General features: G+C 35.4%; 18 protein-coding genes. 10 read left to right on the top strand and 8 right to left on the bottom strand.

The window, feature by feature from the left end:
- Positions 1–1,128, bottom strand: a complete 1,128-nt coding sequence (atpB, locus tag BW951_RS00795; RefSeq protein WP_076390060.1) for a F0F1 ATP synthase subunit A — start codon at positions 1,126–1,128, stop codon at positions 1–3.
- A gap of 80 nt (positions 1,129–1,208) precedes the next feature.
- On the bottom strand, positions 1,209–1,469 hold the full coding sequence (locus tag BW951_RS00790; RefSeq protein ID WP_139326070.1) for a hypothetical protein: 261 nt from the start codon (positions 1,467–1,469) through the stop codon (positions 1,209–1,211).
- Between the two features lie 116 nt (positions 1,470–1,585).
- On the opposite strand from BW951_RS00790, the gene ffh reads away from it, so the two are divergent.
- Both ffh and BW951_RS00780 read left to right on the top strand, forming a co-directional pair.
- Positions 1,586–2,947, top strand: coding sequence for a signal recognition particle protein (ffh, locus tag BW951_RS00785; RefSeq protein WP_076390058.1), 1,362 nt, complete (start codon positions 1,586–1,588; stop codon positions 2,945–2,947).
- A 30-nt stretch (positions 2,948–2,977) separates the two neighbouring features.
- Positions 2,978–3,244 (top strand): TM2 domain-containing protein, encoded by a 267-nt coding sequence (locus BW951_RS00780; RefSeq protein WP_076390057.1) that lies wholly within the window; start codon positions 2,978–2,980, stop codon positions 3,242–3,244.
- 78 nt (positions 3,245–3,322) lie between these two features.
- Here BW951_RS00780 and BW951_RS00775 read toward each other — a convergent pair whose 3' ends face one another.
- From BW951_RS00775 to BW951_RS00755, 5 genes are all read right to left on the bottom strand, one after another.
- On the bottom strand, positions 3,323–3,946 hold the full coding sequence (locus tag BW951_RS00775; RefSeq protein WP_076390056.1) for an OmpW family outer membrane protein: 624 nt from the start codon (positions 3,944–3,946) through the stop codon (positions 3,323–3,325).
- 88 nt (positions 3,947–4,034) lie between these two features.
- Positions 4,035–4,643, bottom strand: a complete 609-nt coding sequence (locus BW951_RS00770) for an outer membrane protein (RefSeq protein ID WP_076390055.1) — start codon at positions 4,641–4,643, stop codon at positions 4,035–4,037.
- Positions 4,644–4,854: 211 nt separating this feature from the next.
- Positions 4,855–5,364 carry a hypothetical protein gene (locus BW951_RS00765; protein ID WP_076390054.1) on the bottom strand — a complete coding sequence of 170 codons (510 nt, stop codon included), beginning with the start codon at positions 5,362–5,364 and terminating at the stop codon, positions 4,855–4,857.
- Positions 5,365–5,484: 120 nt separating this feature from the next.
- Positions 5,485–6,156 carry a porin family protein gene (locus BW951_RS00760; protein ID WP_076390053.1) on the bottom strand — a complete coding sequence of 224 codons (672 nt, stop codon included), beginning with the start codon at positions 6,154–6,156 and terminating at the stop codon, positions 5,485–5,487.
- A gap of 141 nt (positions 6,157–6,297) precedes the next feature.
- Complete coding sequence (locus BW951_RS00755) at positions 6,298–7,257, bottom strand: PhoH family protein (RefSeq protein ID WP_076390052.1); 960 nt, start codon at positions 7,255–7,257, stop codon at positions 6,298–6,300.
- A gap of 132 nt (positions 7,258–7,389) precedes the next feature.
- Between BW951_RS00755 and BW951_RS00750 the strand changes: the two genes are divergently transcribed.
- From BW951_RS00750 to rplI, 8 genes are all read left to right on the top strand, one after another.
- Positions 7,390–8,217 (top strand): SAM hydrolase/SAM-dependent halogenase family protein, encoded by an 828-nt coding sequence (locus BW951_RS00750; RefSeq protein ID WP_076390051.1) that lies wholly within the window; start codon positions 7,390–7,392, stop codon positions 8,215–8,217.
- 63 nt (positions 8,218–8,280) lie between these two features.
- Positions 8,281–9,591, top strand: a complete 1,311-nt coding sequence (locus BW951_RS00745; RefSeq protein ID WP_076390050.1) for a dihydrolipoamide acetyltransferase family protein — start codon at positions 8,281–8,283, stop codon at positions 9,589–9,591.
- Between the two features lie 203 nt (positions 9,592–9,794).
- The gene (locus tag BW951_RS00740; protein WP_076390049.1) at positions 9,795–11,222 is read left to right on the top strand and encodes a serine hydrolase domain-containing protein; all 1,428 of its coding nucleotides are present in this window, start codon (positions 9,795–9,797) and stop codon (positions 11,220–11,222) included.
- A 53-nt stretch (positions 11,223–11,275) separates the two neighbouring features.
- Complete coding sequence (locus tag BW951_RS00735; RefSeq protein WP_076390048.1) at positions 11,276–11,899, top strand: hypothetical protein; 624 nt, start codon at positions 11,276–11,278, stop codon at positions 11,897–11,899.
- 40 nt (positions 11,900–11,939) lie between these two features.
- Positions 11,940–13,298, top strand: a complete 1,359-nt coding sequence (locus tag BW951_RS00730; protein WP_076390047.1) for a chloride channel protein — start codon at positions 11,940–11,942, stop codon at positions 13,296–13,298.
- Positions 13,299–13,462: 164 nt separating this feature from the next.
- Positions 13,463–13,804 carry a 30S ribosomal protein S6 gene (rpsF, locus tag BW951_RS00725; RefSeq protein WP_029293501.1) on the top strand — a complete coding sequence of 114 codons (342 nt, stop codon included), beginning with the start codon at positions 13,463–13,465 and terminating at the stop codon, positions 13,802–13,804.
- 30 nt (positions 13,805–13,834) lie between these two features.
- The gene (gene rpsR, locus BW951_RS00720) at positions 13,835–14,137 is read left to right on the top strand and encodes a 30S ribosomal protein S18 (protein WP_002979091.1); all 303 of its coding nucleotides are present in this window, start codon (positions 13,835–13,837) and stop codon (positions 14,135–14,137) included.
- Between the two features lie 132 nt (positions 14,138–14,269).
- The gene (rplI, locus tag BW951_RS00715; protein ID WP_076390046.1) at positions 14,270–14,779 is read left to right on the top strand and encodes a 50S ribosomal protein L9; all 510 of its coding nucleotides are present in this window, start codon (positions 14,270–14,272) and stop codon (positions 14,777–14,779) included.
- A gap of 449 nt (positions 14,780–15,228) precedes the next feature.
- Here rplI and BW951_RS00710 read toward each other — a convergent pair whose 3' ends face one another.
- Positions 15,229–16,032, bottom strand: coding sequence for a helix-turn-helix domain-containing protein (locus BW951_RS00710; RefSeq protein WP_076390045.1), 804 nt, complete (start codon positions 16,030–16,032; stop codon positions 15,229–15,231).
- Positions 16,033–16,050 lie beyond the last annotated feature (18 nt).

The following is a 16,050-nucleotide window of genomic DNA, read 5'->3' as shown; positions in this document are numbered from 1 at the left end:
TTAATGAGCGTGTTCTTCATGACCATGCTCGTGTTCATGCTCCGCAACTGCAATACCAATAAACAACGCCGATAATACCGTAAAGATATAAGCTTGTAATACAGCAACTAATAATTCCAATACGGAAACAAATAATGCTAATGGTACAGACGCAAATCCTAAGAATGGAGATTTAAAAATGAAGATTAGTGAAATAATCGCCAAGATCATAATATGCCCTGCTGTAACGTTAGCAAAAAGTCGCATCATTAAAGCGAAAGGCTTTGTAAAGATTCCGATAATCTCAATTGGAACCATGATAGGATACAATAAGATTGGAACTGGTGGCATAAAGATATGCTTCCAATAATCTTTATTAGCACTGAATAATGTAATTAATAATGTAATGATTGCCAAAACCGCAGTGATTGCAATGTTACCTGTAAGGTTCGCTCCAAATGGAAAGAAAGGAATCAAACCAAATAAGTTATTAAACCAAATAAAGAAGAATGCTGTTAACAAATACGGCATATATCTTTTATATTTAACTGATCCAATGTTTGGAATCGCCACTTCATCTCTAAGAAATACAATTACCGGCTCTAATAATTTCCCAGCCCCTTTTGGTAATTGAGATTTTTTATAGTTTCTTGCCATTCCTATGAAAATAACTGCCATAAAAATAACTGACAAGAACATTGAAGCCGCATTTTTAGTAATTGAAAGATCAAAAAACACTTCGTTTGATTTTTGCTTCCCGCTAATGATTGAAAATAATGTTGCCTTTTCAATTCCTTTAGTAGAAACTACCTGACCTTCTTCTAAAGTATACCCATCATGTTCATGACCATGCGCAATACTGCTAGAAAGAAAAGCATGCCAACCTTCATTATCCTTAATAATTACTGGTAAAGGAACAGAAACATGATGTTCTTCGCCGTTATCATCTTTTGTAGTCCATAAATGCCATTCGTTTGAATCACCAATGTGTTCCATGATCATCTTGGTCGCATTGAAGCTCTCTCCGGCTTCTTTGTTCTCTACTTTTTCAGCTGACTTTTCGCCTTCAGATTCATGTTGTGCACTAGCGAAACCACTAATGAATACAAATAAAAATGCGAAAAATAATGAAGAAATTTTTCTGTTCATATCTCTTTTTTAATCGTGTGCAAATATATCGATTTTATTAAACTTTACCAATATTAAAAATTGATTTTTATCATCAAAAATCAAGATTTATTAATCAGTCTTATTACAGGTATATATATAAGGAGAGAAGCCACAATAAAACATATCACAATAAAGAGAAAGTTCTCTTTTGTTTTATCAATAACCATTAAAGAGATAATTAGCCAGATAATATCTTTAGGCATATTTATCAATAAAAACTTCATCCCCGCATTTACCTTACCATATATATACTTTTTAAATATGGCATAAGCAGTAATATTTAATACCAAAATCAGCAATATGACAATTAAACTATCCATAAAATTCATTTTGCAAAAATATAATTATAATTTTACTCAAAAGAAATCTCCGCAGCTTATATATAAAATATCCTAAAAATTTCCTTATTTTTGCAAACCTATAATTTACAATACATATGTTTAATAGTTTACAGGATAAATTAGACAAAGCGCTGCATAATATTTCAGGACGTGGAAAAATCACGGAAATCAACGTTGCAGAAACCGTAAAAGAAATTCGTAGAGCATTGGTGGATGCCGATGTTAATTATAAAGTTGCAAAAGATCTTACCAAAAGAGTTCAGGACAAAGCTTTAGGACAGGACGTTCTTACATCGCTTACTCCGGGACAGCTGATGACGAAAATCGTTCACGATGAGTTAGTAGATCTTATGGGTGGTTCTCAGGAAGGAATCAACCTTTCAGGAAAGCCTTCTGTAATTCTTATTGCAGGACTTCAGGGTTCCGGTAAGACTACTTTCTCCGGAAAACTGGCGAATTATTTAAAGACAAAAAGAAATAAAAAACCTCTTTTGGTTGCGTGTGACGTATATCGTCCTGCTGCAATCGATCAGCTTAAAGTTTTAGGCGGACAGATCGGGGTTCCTGTTTTCACGGAAGAAGGTTCTATGGATCCTTCAAGCATTTCTCAGAATGCAATTAATTTTGCAAAAGCTAACGGTCATGATGTAGTGATCGTGGATACAGCGGGTCGTTTAGCAATTGATGAGCAGATGATGAAGGAAATTAAAACCGTTCATTCTGTGATTACGCCAAATGAAACACTTTTCGTTGTTGACTCCATGACGGGACAGGATGCGGTAAATACGGCTAAAGCATTTAACGATGCTTTGAATTTTGACGGAGTTGTTTTAACCAAATTAGACGGTGACACTCGTGGTGGAGCTGCTTTAACGATCCGTTCTGTTGTTGAAAAGCCGATTAAATTTATTTCTACAGGAGAGAAAATGGAAGCTTTGGATCTTTTCTACCCGGAAAGAATGGCAGACAGAATCTTAGGAATGGGAGACGTTGTTTCCTTGGTAGAAAGAGCTCAGGAACAGTTTGATGAAGAGGAAGCGAAAAAACTTCACAAGAAAATTGCTAAAAACGAATTTGGATTTGATGATTTCTTAAAACAGATCAACCAGATTAAAAAGATGGGTAATATGAAGGATTTGATGGGAATGATTCCGGGCGTTGGAAAAGCGATCAAAGATGTTGAGATCAGCGATGATGCATTCAAGCATATCGAAGCGATCATTTATTCTATGACTCCTGAAGAAAGAAGAAAACCTTCCATCATCAACACGCAGAGAAAAAACAGAATTGCAAAAGGTGCAGGAAGAAAAATTGAGGATGTTAACCAATTGATGAAGCAATTCGATCAGATGGGTAAAATGATGAAAATGATGCAGGGTCCTCAAGGAAAACAAATGATGCAGATGATGAGCAAAATGCCAAATATGCCTGGAATGGGCGGAATGTTCGGCAAATAAAACACAAAAAACGATTAAAAAATAATTATTATGGAACTCAACGAAAAACAAGGGAACTACAATCAACCTTACAAATCAGAGAAAAAAGTAACAGCCGGAATTTTAGCAATTCTTTTAGGAGGGTTCGGAGTACACAAATTCTACTTAGGCTATACGAAAGCAGGAATTATACAACTTCTTTTAAGCCTTCTTTGCATCGGAGGTCTTATTGGATTAATTGAAGGGATCATCTACCTTACAAAATCTGATGAAGAATTTGACAGAACTTATGTTCAAAATCAAAAAGAATGGTTCTAAGACTTTAAGTTTTACAAATACAAAATCCGGCTCATATCTGAACCGGATTTTTTGTTTATCCTAATGAAAGAAATTGAATTATTTATCAGATTTCTGAGCTTTAGCTTTGATGAAATAAGAGAAACCTACATTTACCCCGAAAGTATTTACTCTGTTCTTAAATTCAGTACCGAAATAAGTTTCTTTGTTCGAGAACTGATCGAAAGATACTCCTAAGTTAATCCCTAAAGACTGAGTTGCCATATAAGTAACTCCTCCTTTTACTTTCCATGCTAAACCGTCAGCAGTAAAATCTGTTGAAGTTCCTGAAATAGTTTCTTTTGTTTTGCTAGAAGCATAACCGATACCCGCTCCCAAGAAAGGAACTACTTTGCTGCTGTTTGCGAAGTAATAAGTAGCAGTCGGCATTACAGAAAAGCTGGAAACAGTATTCTTGTCACCGTTATCTTTTGTTGTAACACTAGTAAATCCTAAATCGATTCCAACAGCCAATTTATCAATTACGAAATAACCTACAGATGGAGTAACAGCAAAAGTGCTTACTTTAGTTCCGTCAAAAGTCTGTCCGTTCACCTTTGTTTTAGTTTCCATGTTGTTGAAACCAATTCCTGTATTTCCGCTGATTACCCAGTCTCCTTTAGTCATTTGAGCATTTGACAAACCAAAAAGTGCAACAGCACCCGCCAGTAATAATTTTTTCATAGTTATAAAATTTATTTTTAAGTTTATTTTTAAAGATTAAAAAGCCCTAAGTAAAACTCAGGACTTTTCAGTTTATATGCTTTGTTTATTATTTTGCAAAAACATATTTTACACCGATTCCAACAGAAGCCAAATCAAGACCGAAGTTGTAGTTATCTACACTTTTAGCATTCTTGTATTTGAAGTTGCTGTATCCGAATTCTCCGATTGTAGCTTCTATAGTCCAGTTTTTGTTTAAGAAATAATCTAAACCTGGCTTCACAGCAACACCGAAAGAATTGAATTTCTCTTCTGTAGTGTTTGCTACATTTAAAGTAGTATTCTCAAGCTTATCGTTTCCGAAAGCCATTGGTACTGAAAGCTGACCGAAGATGTAGAATTTCTCACCTAAAGTCCAGTACTTTCTTGCAAAAGGTTCTACAACAAATGCAGAAACAGTGCTTTTAGTAGTAGTAAGAGCACCTTCATTTTTTGCTACGCTTGAAGCATAACCAACTCCAACTCCAACTGCCACGTTTGTTCCAACGAAATGTCCGATGGTAGGAACTAATGTTAAATCACTAGTTTTGATGTTTGTATTGTTGTTTTCAGTAGCTGCAAAGTTTAAAGTTCCAGACACATATGTAGTTCCTTTAGCGATTTGCGCGTTAGATAAACCGAAAAGTGCGATAGCACCCGCTAATAATACCTTTTTCATTTTTTAATAATTTTAATACTTTCTGACAGCAAATTTACAGTGACCATGCTGAATATTAAAATTTGTTAATGTGATTAATATCATCGGTATTTTTTAGCAATTTTCAACAATAAAAGCTATTAAATAAAGGCTTTTAGCGTTTTCACAATTTTTTGAATAAAAAAACTCCAATTTTGCAATCGGAGTTCATTATAGTTGATTTTAAAAAATTTTACTTCAGGAAGAAATTTACCCCGAAATTCACCGCTCCGAAGTTAAATCGGTCGTCTCCGTACCAATAAGGACCACGACCTTTGTATTTACTGCTTACACTCTGGAATCCCAAATACAGTTCTGTATTCTTCATTTGATATCCTACTCTTGGCGCAACGTAAAGTCCGCTGTTGACATAGTTTCTGGTAGAAATTCCTGCTCCAAGATCCAATCCTACGAACAACGGAATCTTGTTAAATCTGTATTTTCCGGAAACCGCAACAGGAACAAACCCGAAATCGTCTACATTATCTTTTCCGAAAAAATGAGAATATCCTGTAGTAGCACCAATGTCAAGACCTTTTGTAATATTCCACATATAAGCTGCGTCTAATCCAAGAGTTACACTCGCCGCATCTGCTGCATCTCCAAGCGGTGCACCCACATGAGCTCCCAACCTGAAACCTTCCTGAGCCTGCGTAAGACCTCCCAAAAACGCAAAAGCACCTAACAATAATAGTTTTTTCATTTTAATAATTTTAAATTTTGAATAGAGAATTTTCCGATAATAAAAACGGGGTAGTATTTTATACAGAAAAAAAGCGGTACAAATTCTGTACCGCTTTAATTTTTTTATGAGGATAAATTCTTAGTTCCCTCCGAATTTAAATCCTACACCAACCTGTAAAAAGCTGTTTGTTAGTTTCTCTCCATTTGAAGCATCTTTTGCTAAATTAGATACTCCCATATTGTATCTTGCATCAAAGAACAATCCGTTCTCCAACATATATTCAGCACCTAAGAAAGGAGCAATATTCAAAGTATTTAACTGATTTTTGATATCCACTTCATCGCTGCTGTTGATTTCAAATCCCGGAATAACACCGCCTAATCCTAAATCTGCAGAATATTTTTGCTTAGCAGAAAGGATAACTCCAAAACTTGCACCTGCAGAAACCGAAAGACCTTCAGTAATGAAATATTTAGCAGAAACAGGAATTAATAAAGTATGGTAAGTCTGTTTTGCCTTAACATTAAAAAAGTTGGTAGGATTACTAGGGTCAACTTCTGCAATATTCAGTTTTCCTCCAAGTGGAGAATATAAAAGTTCCCCCTGTAAACCAAATCTATCGCTTACTTTATATTCGGCAATACCACCAATATAAAAAGTATGTACCGGATCTGATGTCTCAGAATCTGAGTTGTCTTTAAGCTTAAGGGTTGAATAAGAATATCCTGCTTTAGGTCCGAATCTGAATTCCTGAGCTTTTGCGCTCAATCCCATAACAGCGACTGCTGTCAAAAGAAATAATTTCTTCATAGTTAATAGTTTTTTTTATTAATCAGTCGCAAAAATAACACTTTTTTTTAAATATCAAAATGATTACAATGAAGTGTTTAAAAAATAAAAAACAGATCAACACCTGTTAATCTGCTTTTCAATTATATTATGATAAATTGTTTAATCGTTTCTCTGTCTTTTTTCCTCGTCATTATAAGCAAGGATAATCTTTCTTACAACAGGGTGTCTTACTACATCCTCTTCTGTTAAATGAACAAAACCGATTTCTTTTACATCCTTCAGAATTCTCATCGCTTCCTTTAATCCAGATTGCTGTTTCGGAGGTAAATCCACCTGACTCGGATCTCCGGTGATGATAAATTTAGCATTCATCCCCATTCTCGTTAAAAACATTTTCATTTGGGAGTGGGTCGTATTTTGGGCTTCATCCAGAATTACAAAAGCATCATCCAAAGTTCGCCCTCTCATAAACGCTAACGGAGCCACTTCAATCACTTTCTTTTCAATAAAGCCTTCCAGCTTTTCATGCGGAATCATGTCGCGTAACGCATCGTACAAAGGCTGTAAATACGGATCCAGCTTTTCCTTAAGATCACCCGGTAAAAATCCTAAGCTCTCCCCTGCTTCAACCGCAGGTCTTGTTAAAACAATTCTTTTAATGGTTTTATCCCTTAAAGCTTTTGCCGCCAAAGCCACACTCGTATACGTTTTTCCTGTTCCGGCAGGTCCGATCGCAAAAACCATGTCTTTTTTCTCGGTTTCCTTTACCAGTTTTTTAAGATTGGTGGTTTTGGCTTTGATAATTTTGCCGTTAACGCCTTTTACAATAATATCCTGATCGAAAACAAGCTGCTTTTCGTTTTCATCTTTAATATTCAGAAGATTTTCAACATCTTTCAGGTCTATAGAATTGTTTTTTGAAATAAAATTGACAATATCATCGAGCTTTTTCTTAAAAATGTCCAAAGCTTCCTGATTGCCCATCGCAAAAATATAGTGATCTCTTCCAGTGATTTTAAGAGTGGGAAAAGTAGATTTTATAAGGTTGAAAAATTGGTTGTTTACTCCGTAGAAGATTTTCGCATCGATATCCTCAAGATCATATGTCAATTCAAACATGCAGTATTATTAATTTTAGATTTTAAATTTAAAGCTTTTTTTGAAATTTATATCAAATTCTTTTCCATAATTTTTCGGGCATTCCTTTTATTTTAGATAAATTTGCATTTCTATCATTCTATACAACCATCAATGTCAATTATAACCCTCACTTCAGATTTCGGAAATTTGGATTACAGAGTCGCCGCTGTAAAAGGGAGCATTCTTTCTCTGAATCAGAAGGTTAATATTGTTGATATTAGTCACGAAATACAGGCATTTAACCTTATACAGACGTCTTACATCGTAAGAAATGCGTACAAACACTTTCCGAAAGGCACGATTCATATTGTTTCCGTAGACAGTTTTCACAACAGAAACAGGAAAAATATTTTATATAAATCCGACGGACATTACTTTCTGGCGGCAGATAACGGCGTTTTAAGTTTGATATTTTTTGATATTAAACCTGAAGCGATCTACGAAATCACTTTAAACAACCGTTTCGACGATATCGTTAATTTTACTTCTACGGACGTTTTTGTTCCTGCAGCCGTTCATCTGGCAAACGGAGGACTTCCCGAAGTGATCGGAAGAAAAATAGACTCTGCAAAACAACTTTTATTCCCGAAACCTGTTTATAATGAATCTGAAAAAATGATTATCGGAGAAGTTACGTACATTGATAATTTCGGAAATATAATATCAAATATTAACAAAGATCTTTTTGAAACCATCTCAAAAGGATATGAAAGTTTCACGATAAAATTCAGAAACTTAGCACTTTCAAGAGTCTTTTCGAGTCATACGGAAGTTGTTTCGGACTGGGAAAGAGAAACAGAATTTCATGGGCAGTCTGCTGCAATCTTCAATGACAGTCAGCTTTTGGAGCTTACCATCTACAAAGGAAGCCGAAAAAACGGGGCAAAATCCCTGTTTGGACTTAACGTGGGCGAAAATATTTACATTGAATTTTTCTAAAATTTAATATTTCATAAAAAAATCGATTTTTTTTATATATTTGTCAAAATCTAAAAATTAAAAATGGCAGAATACAAATTATTGCTTCCGTCCATGGGAGAAGGTGTTATGGAAGCGACAATTATCTCCTGGTTGTTCAACGAAGGTGATAGCGTAAAAGAGGATGATTCCGTAGTAGAAATTGCAACAGATAAAGTAGATTCAGACGTTCCGACACCCGTTTCGGGGAAAATCGTAAAGATTTTGAAACAGAAAGACGAAGTTGCAAAAGTAGGTGAAGCCATTGCTATTTTAGAAATTGAAGGAGAAGGCGGAAACACTGCTTCTGAAGAAGTAAAAACGGAAACTCCGGCGGCGGCTCCGGACCCGGAAATATTAAAAACCATTGAAGAGCCTTTAAAAGTAGCTGCTTCAACAGAGTTTTCGGGAGATCTTTATCTTTCGCCGCTTGTAAAATCTATCGCACAGCAGGAAAATATTTCTGAAACCGAACTGAAAACCATCAAAGGAAGCGGTTTGGAAGGAAGAATTACCAAAGAAGATATTTTAGCGTACGTTAAGAACAGAGGAAGCCAGCCAGTTCAGCAGGCAGCTCCGGTACAAACTGCATCTGCTCCACAACCGGTTGCGACTTCAGCTCCGGCGGCAACCATTACCGCTGCTGCAGGTGATGAGATCATTCCAATGGACAGAATGAGAAAAATCATCGCTGAAAACATGGTAAAAGCGAAGCAGATTGCTCCGCACGTTACCTCTTTCATTGAAACAGACGTTACCAACGTTGTGAAATGGAGAAATAAAAACAAATCTCTTTTTGAAAAACGTGAAGGTGAAAAACTGACGTTCATGCCGATTTTCGTGAAAGCGGTTGTGAAAGCGATTCAAGATTTCCCTATGATCAATGTGTCGATCAGCGGTGAAAATATCATCAAAAAGAAAAACATCAACATCGGTATGGCAACGGCTTTACCGGATGGAAACCTTATCGTTCCTGTTATTAAAAATGCAGATCAGTTATCACTTTCAGGATTGGCAAAAGCGATCAACGATTTGGCGTACAGAGCAAGAAACAAAAAATTAAGACCTGAAGATACTCAGGGTGCAACATATACAATTTCTAACGTAGGAAGTTTCGGAAACTTAATGGGAACTCCGATTATTCCTCAACCTCAGGTTGCAATTTTGGCAATCGGAGCCATCGTTAAGAAACCTGCCGTTCTTGAAACTCCGGACGGAGATGTAATCGCGATCAGAAACTTAATGTTCATGTCTCACTCATACGATCACAGAGTTGTAGACGGTTCTTTAGGAGGAATGATGCTTAAACATGTTCATGATTACCTTGAAAACTGGGATCTGAATACAGAAATATAATTTATAAATGATGAATGATAAGTGATGTAATTGTCATATTAAGCTTATCAAAATATCTTTACAATATAAAACCTTCGATTTTTTTCGGAGGTTTTTTGTTTGAAAAACTTTGTAACATTTTATACCAAATCCAGACAAACCATGTAATAGAATGCTTTTTTTAACTGTCTTTAAATAAAAGTAAGAACCTATATTCTCAAAATATGAAACAAATTCTTCTGGCAACTTTTGTCTTAAATATTTCTGCCGTCTCTTTTTCGCAGCAAGCCAATCAGTTTACATTAATTGATAATTACGTAAAAGAAGCCATTAAAGCAAATCAAATTCCCGGTTTAGCAATTGGTGTTATAAAAGATAGTAAAGTAATTTTTGAGCAATATTACGGTACGGAAAATTTGGAAGACGCTAAAAAAGTAAGTCCAAGTTCAATGTTCAGGATATATTCTACTTCAAAATTAATAACTGACATTGGTGTTTTTCAATTAATAGAACAAGGAAAATTATCTTTAGAAGACAATGTTTCAAAATATGTTGAAAATCTACCCCAGGAATGGCAAAATGTAAAGGTGAAAAATCTCTTGACCCATTCTTCCGGAATACCGGATTTTATTGCTTTCAGTGATATTCTGCCGGAATATTCAGGTTCTAAAACTATTGAACGGTTGAGCAAAGAGAAAATGGATTTTACAACAGGGAACGAATTCAGATATAATCAAACGAATTATATGCTTCTCTCTATGATTATTGAAAAAATTACAGTACAATCTTTTGAAGATTTTATTCTAAGTAGTCAATTTTCTGATGTAAAAAATCAGGTTGTTTATTCGTCAAATGCTCTTGAAAAAATTCCGAACCGTGTTATAAAATACAATTTCGATTCGGAGACTAAAAAATATGTAAAATCTAAAGATGTTGAAGGAAAAAAAGCATATCCCGGAAACGGAATAGCCATTACTCTGCCTGCATTTTTGAAATGGAGCAGCCATTTAAGTAAAAATGACTTCCTGAATCAAAAAACAAAAGACATGATGTGGCTGCCATTTGAATATGGAAATAAAAAAGATGTCTTTGCATACGGCTGGGAAATCAATAAAGTGAATAATATTTCGTCTTACGGCTTTTCTGGAGGAAATGTAAGCGCTTTCAGATTTTATCCACAAAATAATATGGCAATAATCATGATGTCAAACGGTTATAACTTTTTTCCAGAACAATATCACATCATAAATCATATTGCATCCATCGTGGATAAAAATTTAACAGATAATTTTCTGTTAGCAGAAGAATCAATTATTAATGAATTTTTTAAGCCAAACAATCCAAATGCTGAAAAAAATTATTATTCCATTAAAGCAAAAGATTCAAAATGGAATTTTGAAGACACATTGAATAATATCGGTTATATTTTAATGAGAAATTCCAGATTTAATGAGGCAGTAAAAGTTTTTGCGTTAAATGCTAAAGAAAATCCTCAGTCGGCGAATGCTTTTGACAGTTTGGGAGAAGGTTATTTTTCAATTAAAAACTATACTTTAGCATTAGAAAATTATAAAAAATCTTTAGCATTAAACCCAAAAAATACCAACGCAGAAAACATGGTCAACAAAATACAAGATTTAATGAAAAAATAATTAACATTTAACTTTAATTCTCAGTTTGTCTAAACTAAAAAAACATTCTCACTGTGGAACTGGATTTCAGAAAACTCAATGTTAAAAAACTTTTCGATTTTTCAAAAGAAGAAGAAAATCTGATTTTTGAGGTTTATGACAAACTTTTTGAAATTTACGATATTGCTGTTATTGAAATCAAAGCCTCCCTTTTTCATGAATTTAATTCCGGTGAAGAAATACCGCTTTTTACTCCCAAAATAGGCTATTTCATTACGGATAACAACAGACAGAATTCTTTTTATCTCTTTATCGTCAGCAAAATAGGAACCACCGCAAAAGGAGCACGCACAACAACTTCGTACGACAGTCTGCAAATCTGGGGAATGAAAAAATTAAGCAGTGATTTTGGATTTATTTCAGTCAACAGAAAGAAATGGGCAGATAAAATAGCAGGAATATTCAGCAGCTTTACTGTTAATTTTAAAGACCGTGATTTTAAAGATTTTTATGTTTTGGGAAGCGATCCTTTTAAAACCCAATCCTTTTTAAACTCAGGAAGAAAAGAAACAATCAAAGCGTTTTCTGATGAAGATTTTAAGCTGGAAATTAAAAACAACGTATTAAGCTTCGCCTTGCCTAAAGAACTTTCTGTACAAAACGCTTTACTGGTGGCAAAATTTTTAGAAGAAATATAAATTCCTTATTTTTATCATCAATCTTGCTACCAACAATTAAATGCTGAAAATAATAGTCATCATCCGGAAATCTCTTAAAAAATCTTTCGACAACATCCGAAACGAACAACTGAAGTACAATCTGCTTCAGGCAATTCCTTTCTGGATTGGCTCTGTGATTACGGGATTTGTAGCGGTGATGTATGCCAAAATTTTTGCATGGGGAGAAAATCTTTTGCATTTTATTTTGGACTGGCATTCCTGGATGATCTTCATAATTGCTCCGATTGGTTTTGTCTTGTCTTGGTGGCTGGTGAAAGAATTTGCCCCGAATGCAAAAGGAAGCGGAATTCCTCAGGTGATGGCAGCCGTAGAATTAGCCAACCCGAAAGAACATAAAAAGATCCGAAGTTTACTAAGCTTAAAAATTATTGTTTTTAAAATTCTTTCTTCTGTTATTCTGGTCATTGGAGGCGGTGCAGTCGGTCGTGAAGGTCCTACGATTCAGATTGCAGGTTCTGTTTTCAGAAAAGTAAACGAATACCTTCCCGAATGGTGGCCGAAAATTTCAAAAAAAAACATGATCATGACGGGTGCGGCAGCGGGACTTGCAGCAGCTTTTAACACACCTTTAGGCGGAATTGTTTTCGCCGTGGAAGAACTTTCCAAAACCCATATCAATTACTTTAAAACCGCTCTGTTTACCGCAGTTATCATTGCGGGTTTAACGGCGCAGACTTTGGCAGGTTCTTACCTATATTTGGGATATCCAAAAACAAACGACGTTTCTTTAATGGTCATGTTTCCCATCATTTTAGTAGGCGGAACTGCCGGAATTTTAGCCAGTCAGCTCTCCGTAATCATGCTTAAAATGAATGACTGGAAGAAAAGAAAACTTAAAACAGACCGTGCGAACGTAGCATTTTTAATTTTCTGCGCTCTGATCATCGCTTCTATAGCCTTTTTCATCAACAGAGAAATATTAGGCTCCGGAAAAGAAATCATGGAACGCGTTCTTTTTACTTCAGAAAAACATGAAGACTGGTACGTTCCGGTTTTAAGAATGTTGGGTCCTGCCCTTTCCTTCACTTCCGGCGGCGCAGGAGGAATTTTTGCCCCTGCTTTAACAGCCGGAGCAAGTATTGGTTCTGTAATTTCAGGATTCATTCATTTAAGCCCGAATGAAACCAATGTTGTTGTTTTGGCAGGAATGGTTGCTTTTTTAACGGGAATTACAAGAGCACCTTTTACATCGGCAATCATTGTTCTGGAAATGACCGACAGACATTCTTTAATATTTCATCTTATGTTAGCCGGAATGGTGTCTTCCATTGCCTCCATTTTGGTAAGCCGACATTCTTTATATGACGTCATAAAAGTGAATTTTTTAACGGAGATCAGAAAAGACGATAGTATTTAGAGTTCAGGGTTTTGGGTTTAAAGTTCATTTATAAAAAACAAAAACCATGAACTGACAACAATTTACCACCAACAATTTTTCAGAAACATTCGCTTTCGTATTGCATATTACAAATATATTCTCTACTTTTGCACCTCGAAATAATTAACAAATTTTTTAACATTATGAACAATTACGAAACTGTTTTCATTTTAACTCCCGTTCTATCTGATGCACAGGTGGAGGAAGCAGTGAAAAAATTCGAAGATCTTATTAAAGAAAAGAACTGCGAAATCGTTGCTAAAGAAAACTGGGGATTAAAAAAATTAGCTTACCCGATCCAATTGAAAAAGAACGGATTCTACACTTTAATCGAGTTTAAAGGTGAAGGTTCTGTAGTTGCTGATTTAGAATTGGCATTCAAGCGTGACGAGAGAGTAATCCGTTACCTTACTACAAAACTAGACAAACACGCTGTTGACTATGCTGTAACTAGAAGAGCAAAAGTAAAAGCAGCTAAAGCTTAATTATTAACCCTATTTTTAAAAGACAAGACAATGGCAATAGACGAAATGGCTAAACAAGCCTCAGCTGGAGGAGAATCTGAAGTAAAATTCCTTACTCCGCTTGATATCAATACAAAATCTGAAAAGAAATATTGTAGATTCAAAAAATACGGAATTAAGCACGTAGATTACAAAGATGCTGATTTCTTATTACAGTTCGTAAACGAGCAAGGTAAAATCTTACCAAGAAGATACACAGGAACTTCTTTAAAATACCAAAGAAAAGTTTCTGCTGCGATCAAAAGAGCAAGACACTTGGCGTTACTACCATACGTAGCTGACTTATTGAAATAAAAAAAATGCAATTAGCCATTAGCTTCTCGCTTTTGGCTTTTTGTTGCTGAATTAATTTATAAATTCTAACGATGTGAAGAGTAAGCCGGAATATAAACCCCGGAACTCCAAACTCTAAAACGGACAACAACAATGAACATTATTCTAAAAAAAGACGTAGAAAACTTAGGTCTTGAATTCGACACAGTAAGCGTAAAGCCTGGTTATGCAAGAAACTTCTTAATTCCTCAAGGGTATGCTTTATTAGCTACTCCTAAAAACATTGCAGCTTTAGAAGCTACTTTGGAGGCTAGAAAAGAAGAAGAAGCTAAATTGGTTGCTGCTGCAAACGCTGTAGTAGAGCAATTAAAGAAAACTTCTATCACAATTCCTGCAAAAGTAGGTACTGGTGATAAATTATTCGGTTCTATCAACAATGCAGATTTAGCTGCAGCTTTAGGAAAAGCAGGTGTATCTGTAGACAAAAAATACATCAAAATTCCTGGAAACACAATTAAGAGAACAGGTAAATTCTCAGCTCTTGTTAGACTTCACAGAAACGTTGAGTACAACTACGAATTCGATGTTGTATCTGATGCTCCGGTTGAAGCTCCAAAAGCAGCTCCTGCTAAAAAAGAAGAAGCATCTTCTGAAGAAGCTTAATCAAGACGAGATTTTCTCAACATATAAACCACTTCAACCGAAGTGGTTTTTTTGTGTCATTGCGAACAGACTGAGGGTCTGCGAACGCAGTTCTAAAGCGACGAAGCAATCTTTCACAACAATTTATCATTACATCAGCAGATTTGTCATTTCGACGAAGGAGAAATCTACCCTCAAAAAGAACATCTCTATATTTTTCAGGAGCTATTTCCCGCTTTCCATTGCAATCTTTTTTTTCAAAAAAGGATTTTCATTACAATCGGGGCTAAAATTCCCGTCATTAATAAATACTGATACGTTTTCACAAGACTTACTTCTCCGAAAATAAAGAATGAAGCAGAAATTTAATTAATGTTTTCATGAAAAAAATTTATGTCATTAGTATTTAGAAAAAACACAAAAACCCTCCCACTCTCAAACTCTCAAACCCAAAACTCTCCACCTCAAAATCACTCCTCTCCCTTCAGCTTCTGCAGATAATCCGTCGGAGCAACCCCGATCACCTTCTTAAAAATATTACTGAAAGAAGACAAGCTGTTGTATCCCACCATCATCGCGATCTCATACATATTGTACTTCCCTTCCAGCATCAATTCCAGAGAGCGGGTAATTCTCAGCGCACGTAAAAAACGGACGTAATTCATGCCCAGAATTTCCTTAAACTTTCGGGAAAGCGTTCTTGTACTCATCCCGAATTCTTTTGCCGTAGATTCTATGCTTAAAGGCTTTTCCAGATTCGCATGAATGTACTGTGCCACCTTCAGAAGCATTTCGTCATTCGGAAAAGGATGTTGAACCGGAAATGCCAGTTTTTTATCCCTCTTTTCAGGTAAAATCCCTTTTAATGCTTTAAGAAAATCATATTTTACCCCATCATTTCTTGTGATTTTCCCATCCCAGTCTTTGGTATACAAAATCATCTCCCGAAGAAGATGACTTACCGAATAAATATTAATTTCATCAAAAAAGCCATTTTCATTCTCTTCTTTTTTAAAATAAAAATTGTACAAATCTACTTTCGGACTGGTAGAAAAAATGTAATGCGGTGTTCCGGCAGGAATCCACATAAAACATCTTGCCGGTAAATACCAGTGTTTCAGATCGGTGAAAATATGCACGATTCCGCCTTCTGCATACACCAACTGAGCCGAACTGTGATAATGAATCTCGGTTTTCACCTTTCCGGTAAGTACATGATAAACGTAAAATTCCGAATCTGCTTCTTCTACTGCTTTAAAATGACTTTCGTTCATTCAATAAAGGTAAAGAGA

Source organism: Chryseobacterium gambrini, assembly GCF_900156825.1.
Lineage (GTDB): Bacteria > Bacteroidota > Bacteroidia > Flavobacteriales > Weeksellaceae > Chryseobacterium > Chryseobacterium gambrini.
Note: the sequence above shows the minus strand (reverse complement) of the source record. Positions and strands in the feature narration are given on the sequence as shown.

Coding starts and splice junctions, on each gene's coding strand:
- BW951_RS00750 (WP_076390051.1), top strand. CDS start 7,390: ATGTCAATTATAACCCTCACTTCAGATTTCGGAAATTTGGATTACAGA.
- BW951_RS00710 (WP_076390045.1), bottom strand. CDS start 16,032: ATGAACGAAAGTCATTTTAAAGCAGTAGAAGAAGCAGATTCGGAATTT.
- BW951_RS00730 (WP_076390047.1), top strand. CDS start 11,940: ATGCTGAAAATAATAGTCATCATCCGGAAATCTCTTAAAAAATCTTTC.
- atpB (WP_076390060.1), bottom strand. CDS start 1,128: ATGAACAGAAAAATTTCTTCATTATTTTTCGCATTTTTATTTGTATTC.
- BW951_RS00770 (WP_076390055.1), bottom strand. CDS start 4,643: ATGAAAAAGGTATTATTAGCGGGTGCTATCGCACTTTTCGGTTTATCT.
- BW951_RS00740 (WP_076390049.1), top strand. CDS start 9,795: ATGAAACAAATTCTTCTGGCAACTTTTGTCTTAAATATTTCTGCCGTC.
- ffh (WP_076390058.1), top strand. CDS start 1,586: ATGTTTAATAGTTTACAGGATAAATTAGACAAAGCGCTGCATAATATT.
- BW951_RS00760 (WP_076390053.1), bottom strand. CDS start 6,156: ATGAAGAAATTATTTCTTTTGACAGCAGTCGCTGTTATGGGATTGAGC.
- BW951_RS00780 (WP_076390057.1), top strand. CDS start 2,978: ATGGAACTCAACGAAAAACAAGGGAACTACAATCAACCTTACAAATCA.
- BW951_RS00755 (WP_076390052.1), bottom strand. CDS start 7,257: ATGTTTGAATTGACATATGATCTTGAGGATATCGATGCGAAAATCTTC.
- BW951_RS00765 (WP_076390054.1), bottom strand. CDS start 5,364: ATGAAAAAACTATTATTGTTAGGTGCTTTTGCGTTTTTGGGAGGTCTT.
- rplI (WP_076390046.1), top strand. CDS start 14,270: ATGAACATTATTCTAAAAAAAGACGTAGAAAACTTAGGTCTTGAATTC.
- rpsF (WP_029293501.1), top strand. CDS start 13,463: ATGAACAATTACGAAACTGTTTTCATTTTAACTCCCGTTCTATCTGAT.
- BW951_RS00790 (WP_139326070.1), bottom strand. CDS start 1,469: ATGGATAGTTTAATTGTCATATTGCTGATTTTGGTATTAAATATTACT.
- rpsR (WP_002979091.1), top strand. CDS start 13,835: ATGGCAATAGACGAAATGGCTAAACAAGCCTCAGCTGGAGGAGAATCT.
- BW951_RS00745 (WP_076390050.1), top strand. CDS start 8,281: ATGGCAGAATACAAATTATTGCTTCCGTCCATGGGAGAAGGTGTTATG.
- BW951_RS00775 (WP_076390056.1), bottom strand. CDS start 3,946: ATGAAAAAATTATTACTGGCGGGTGCTGTTGCACTTTTTGGTTTGTCA.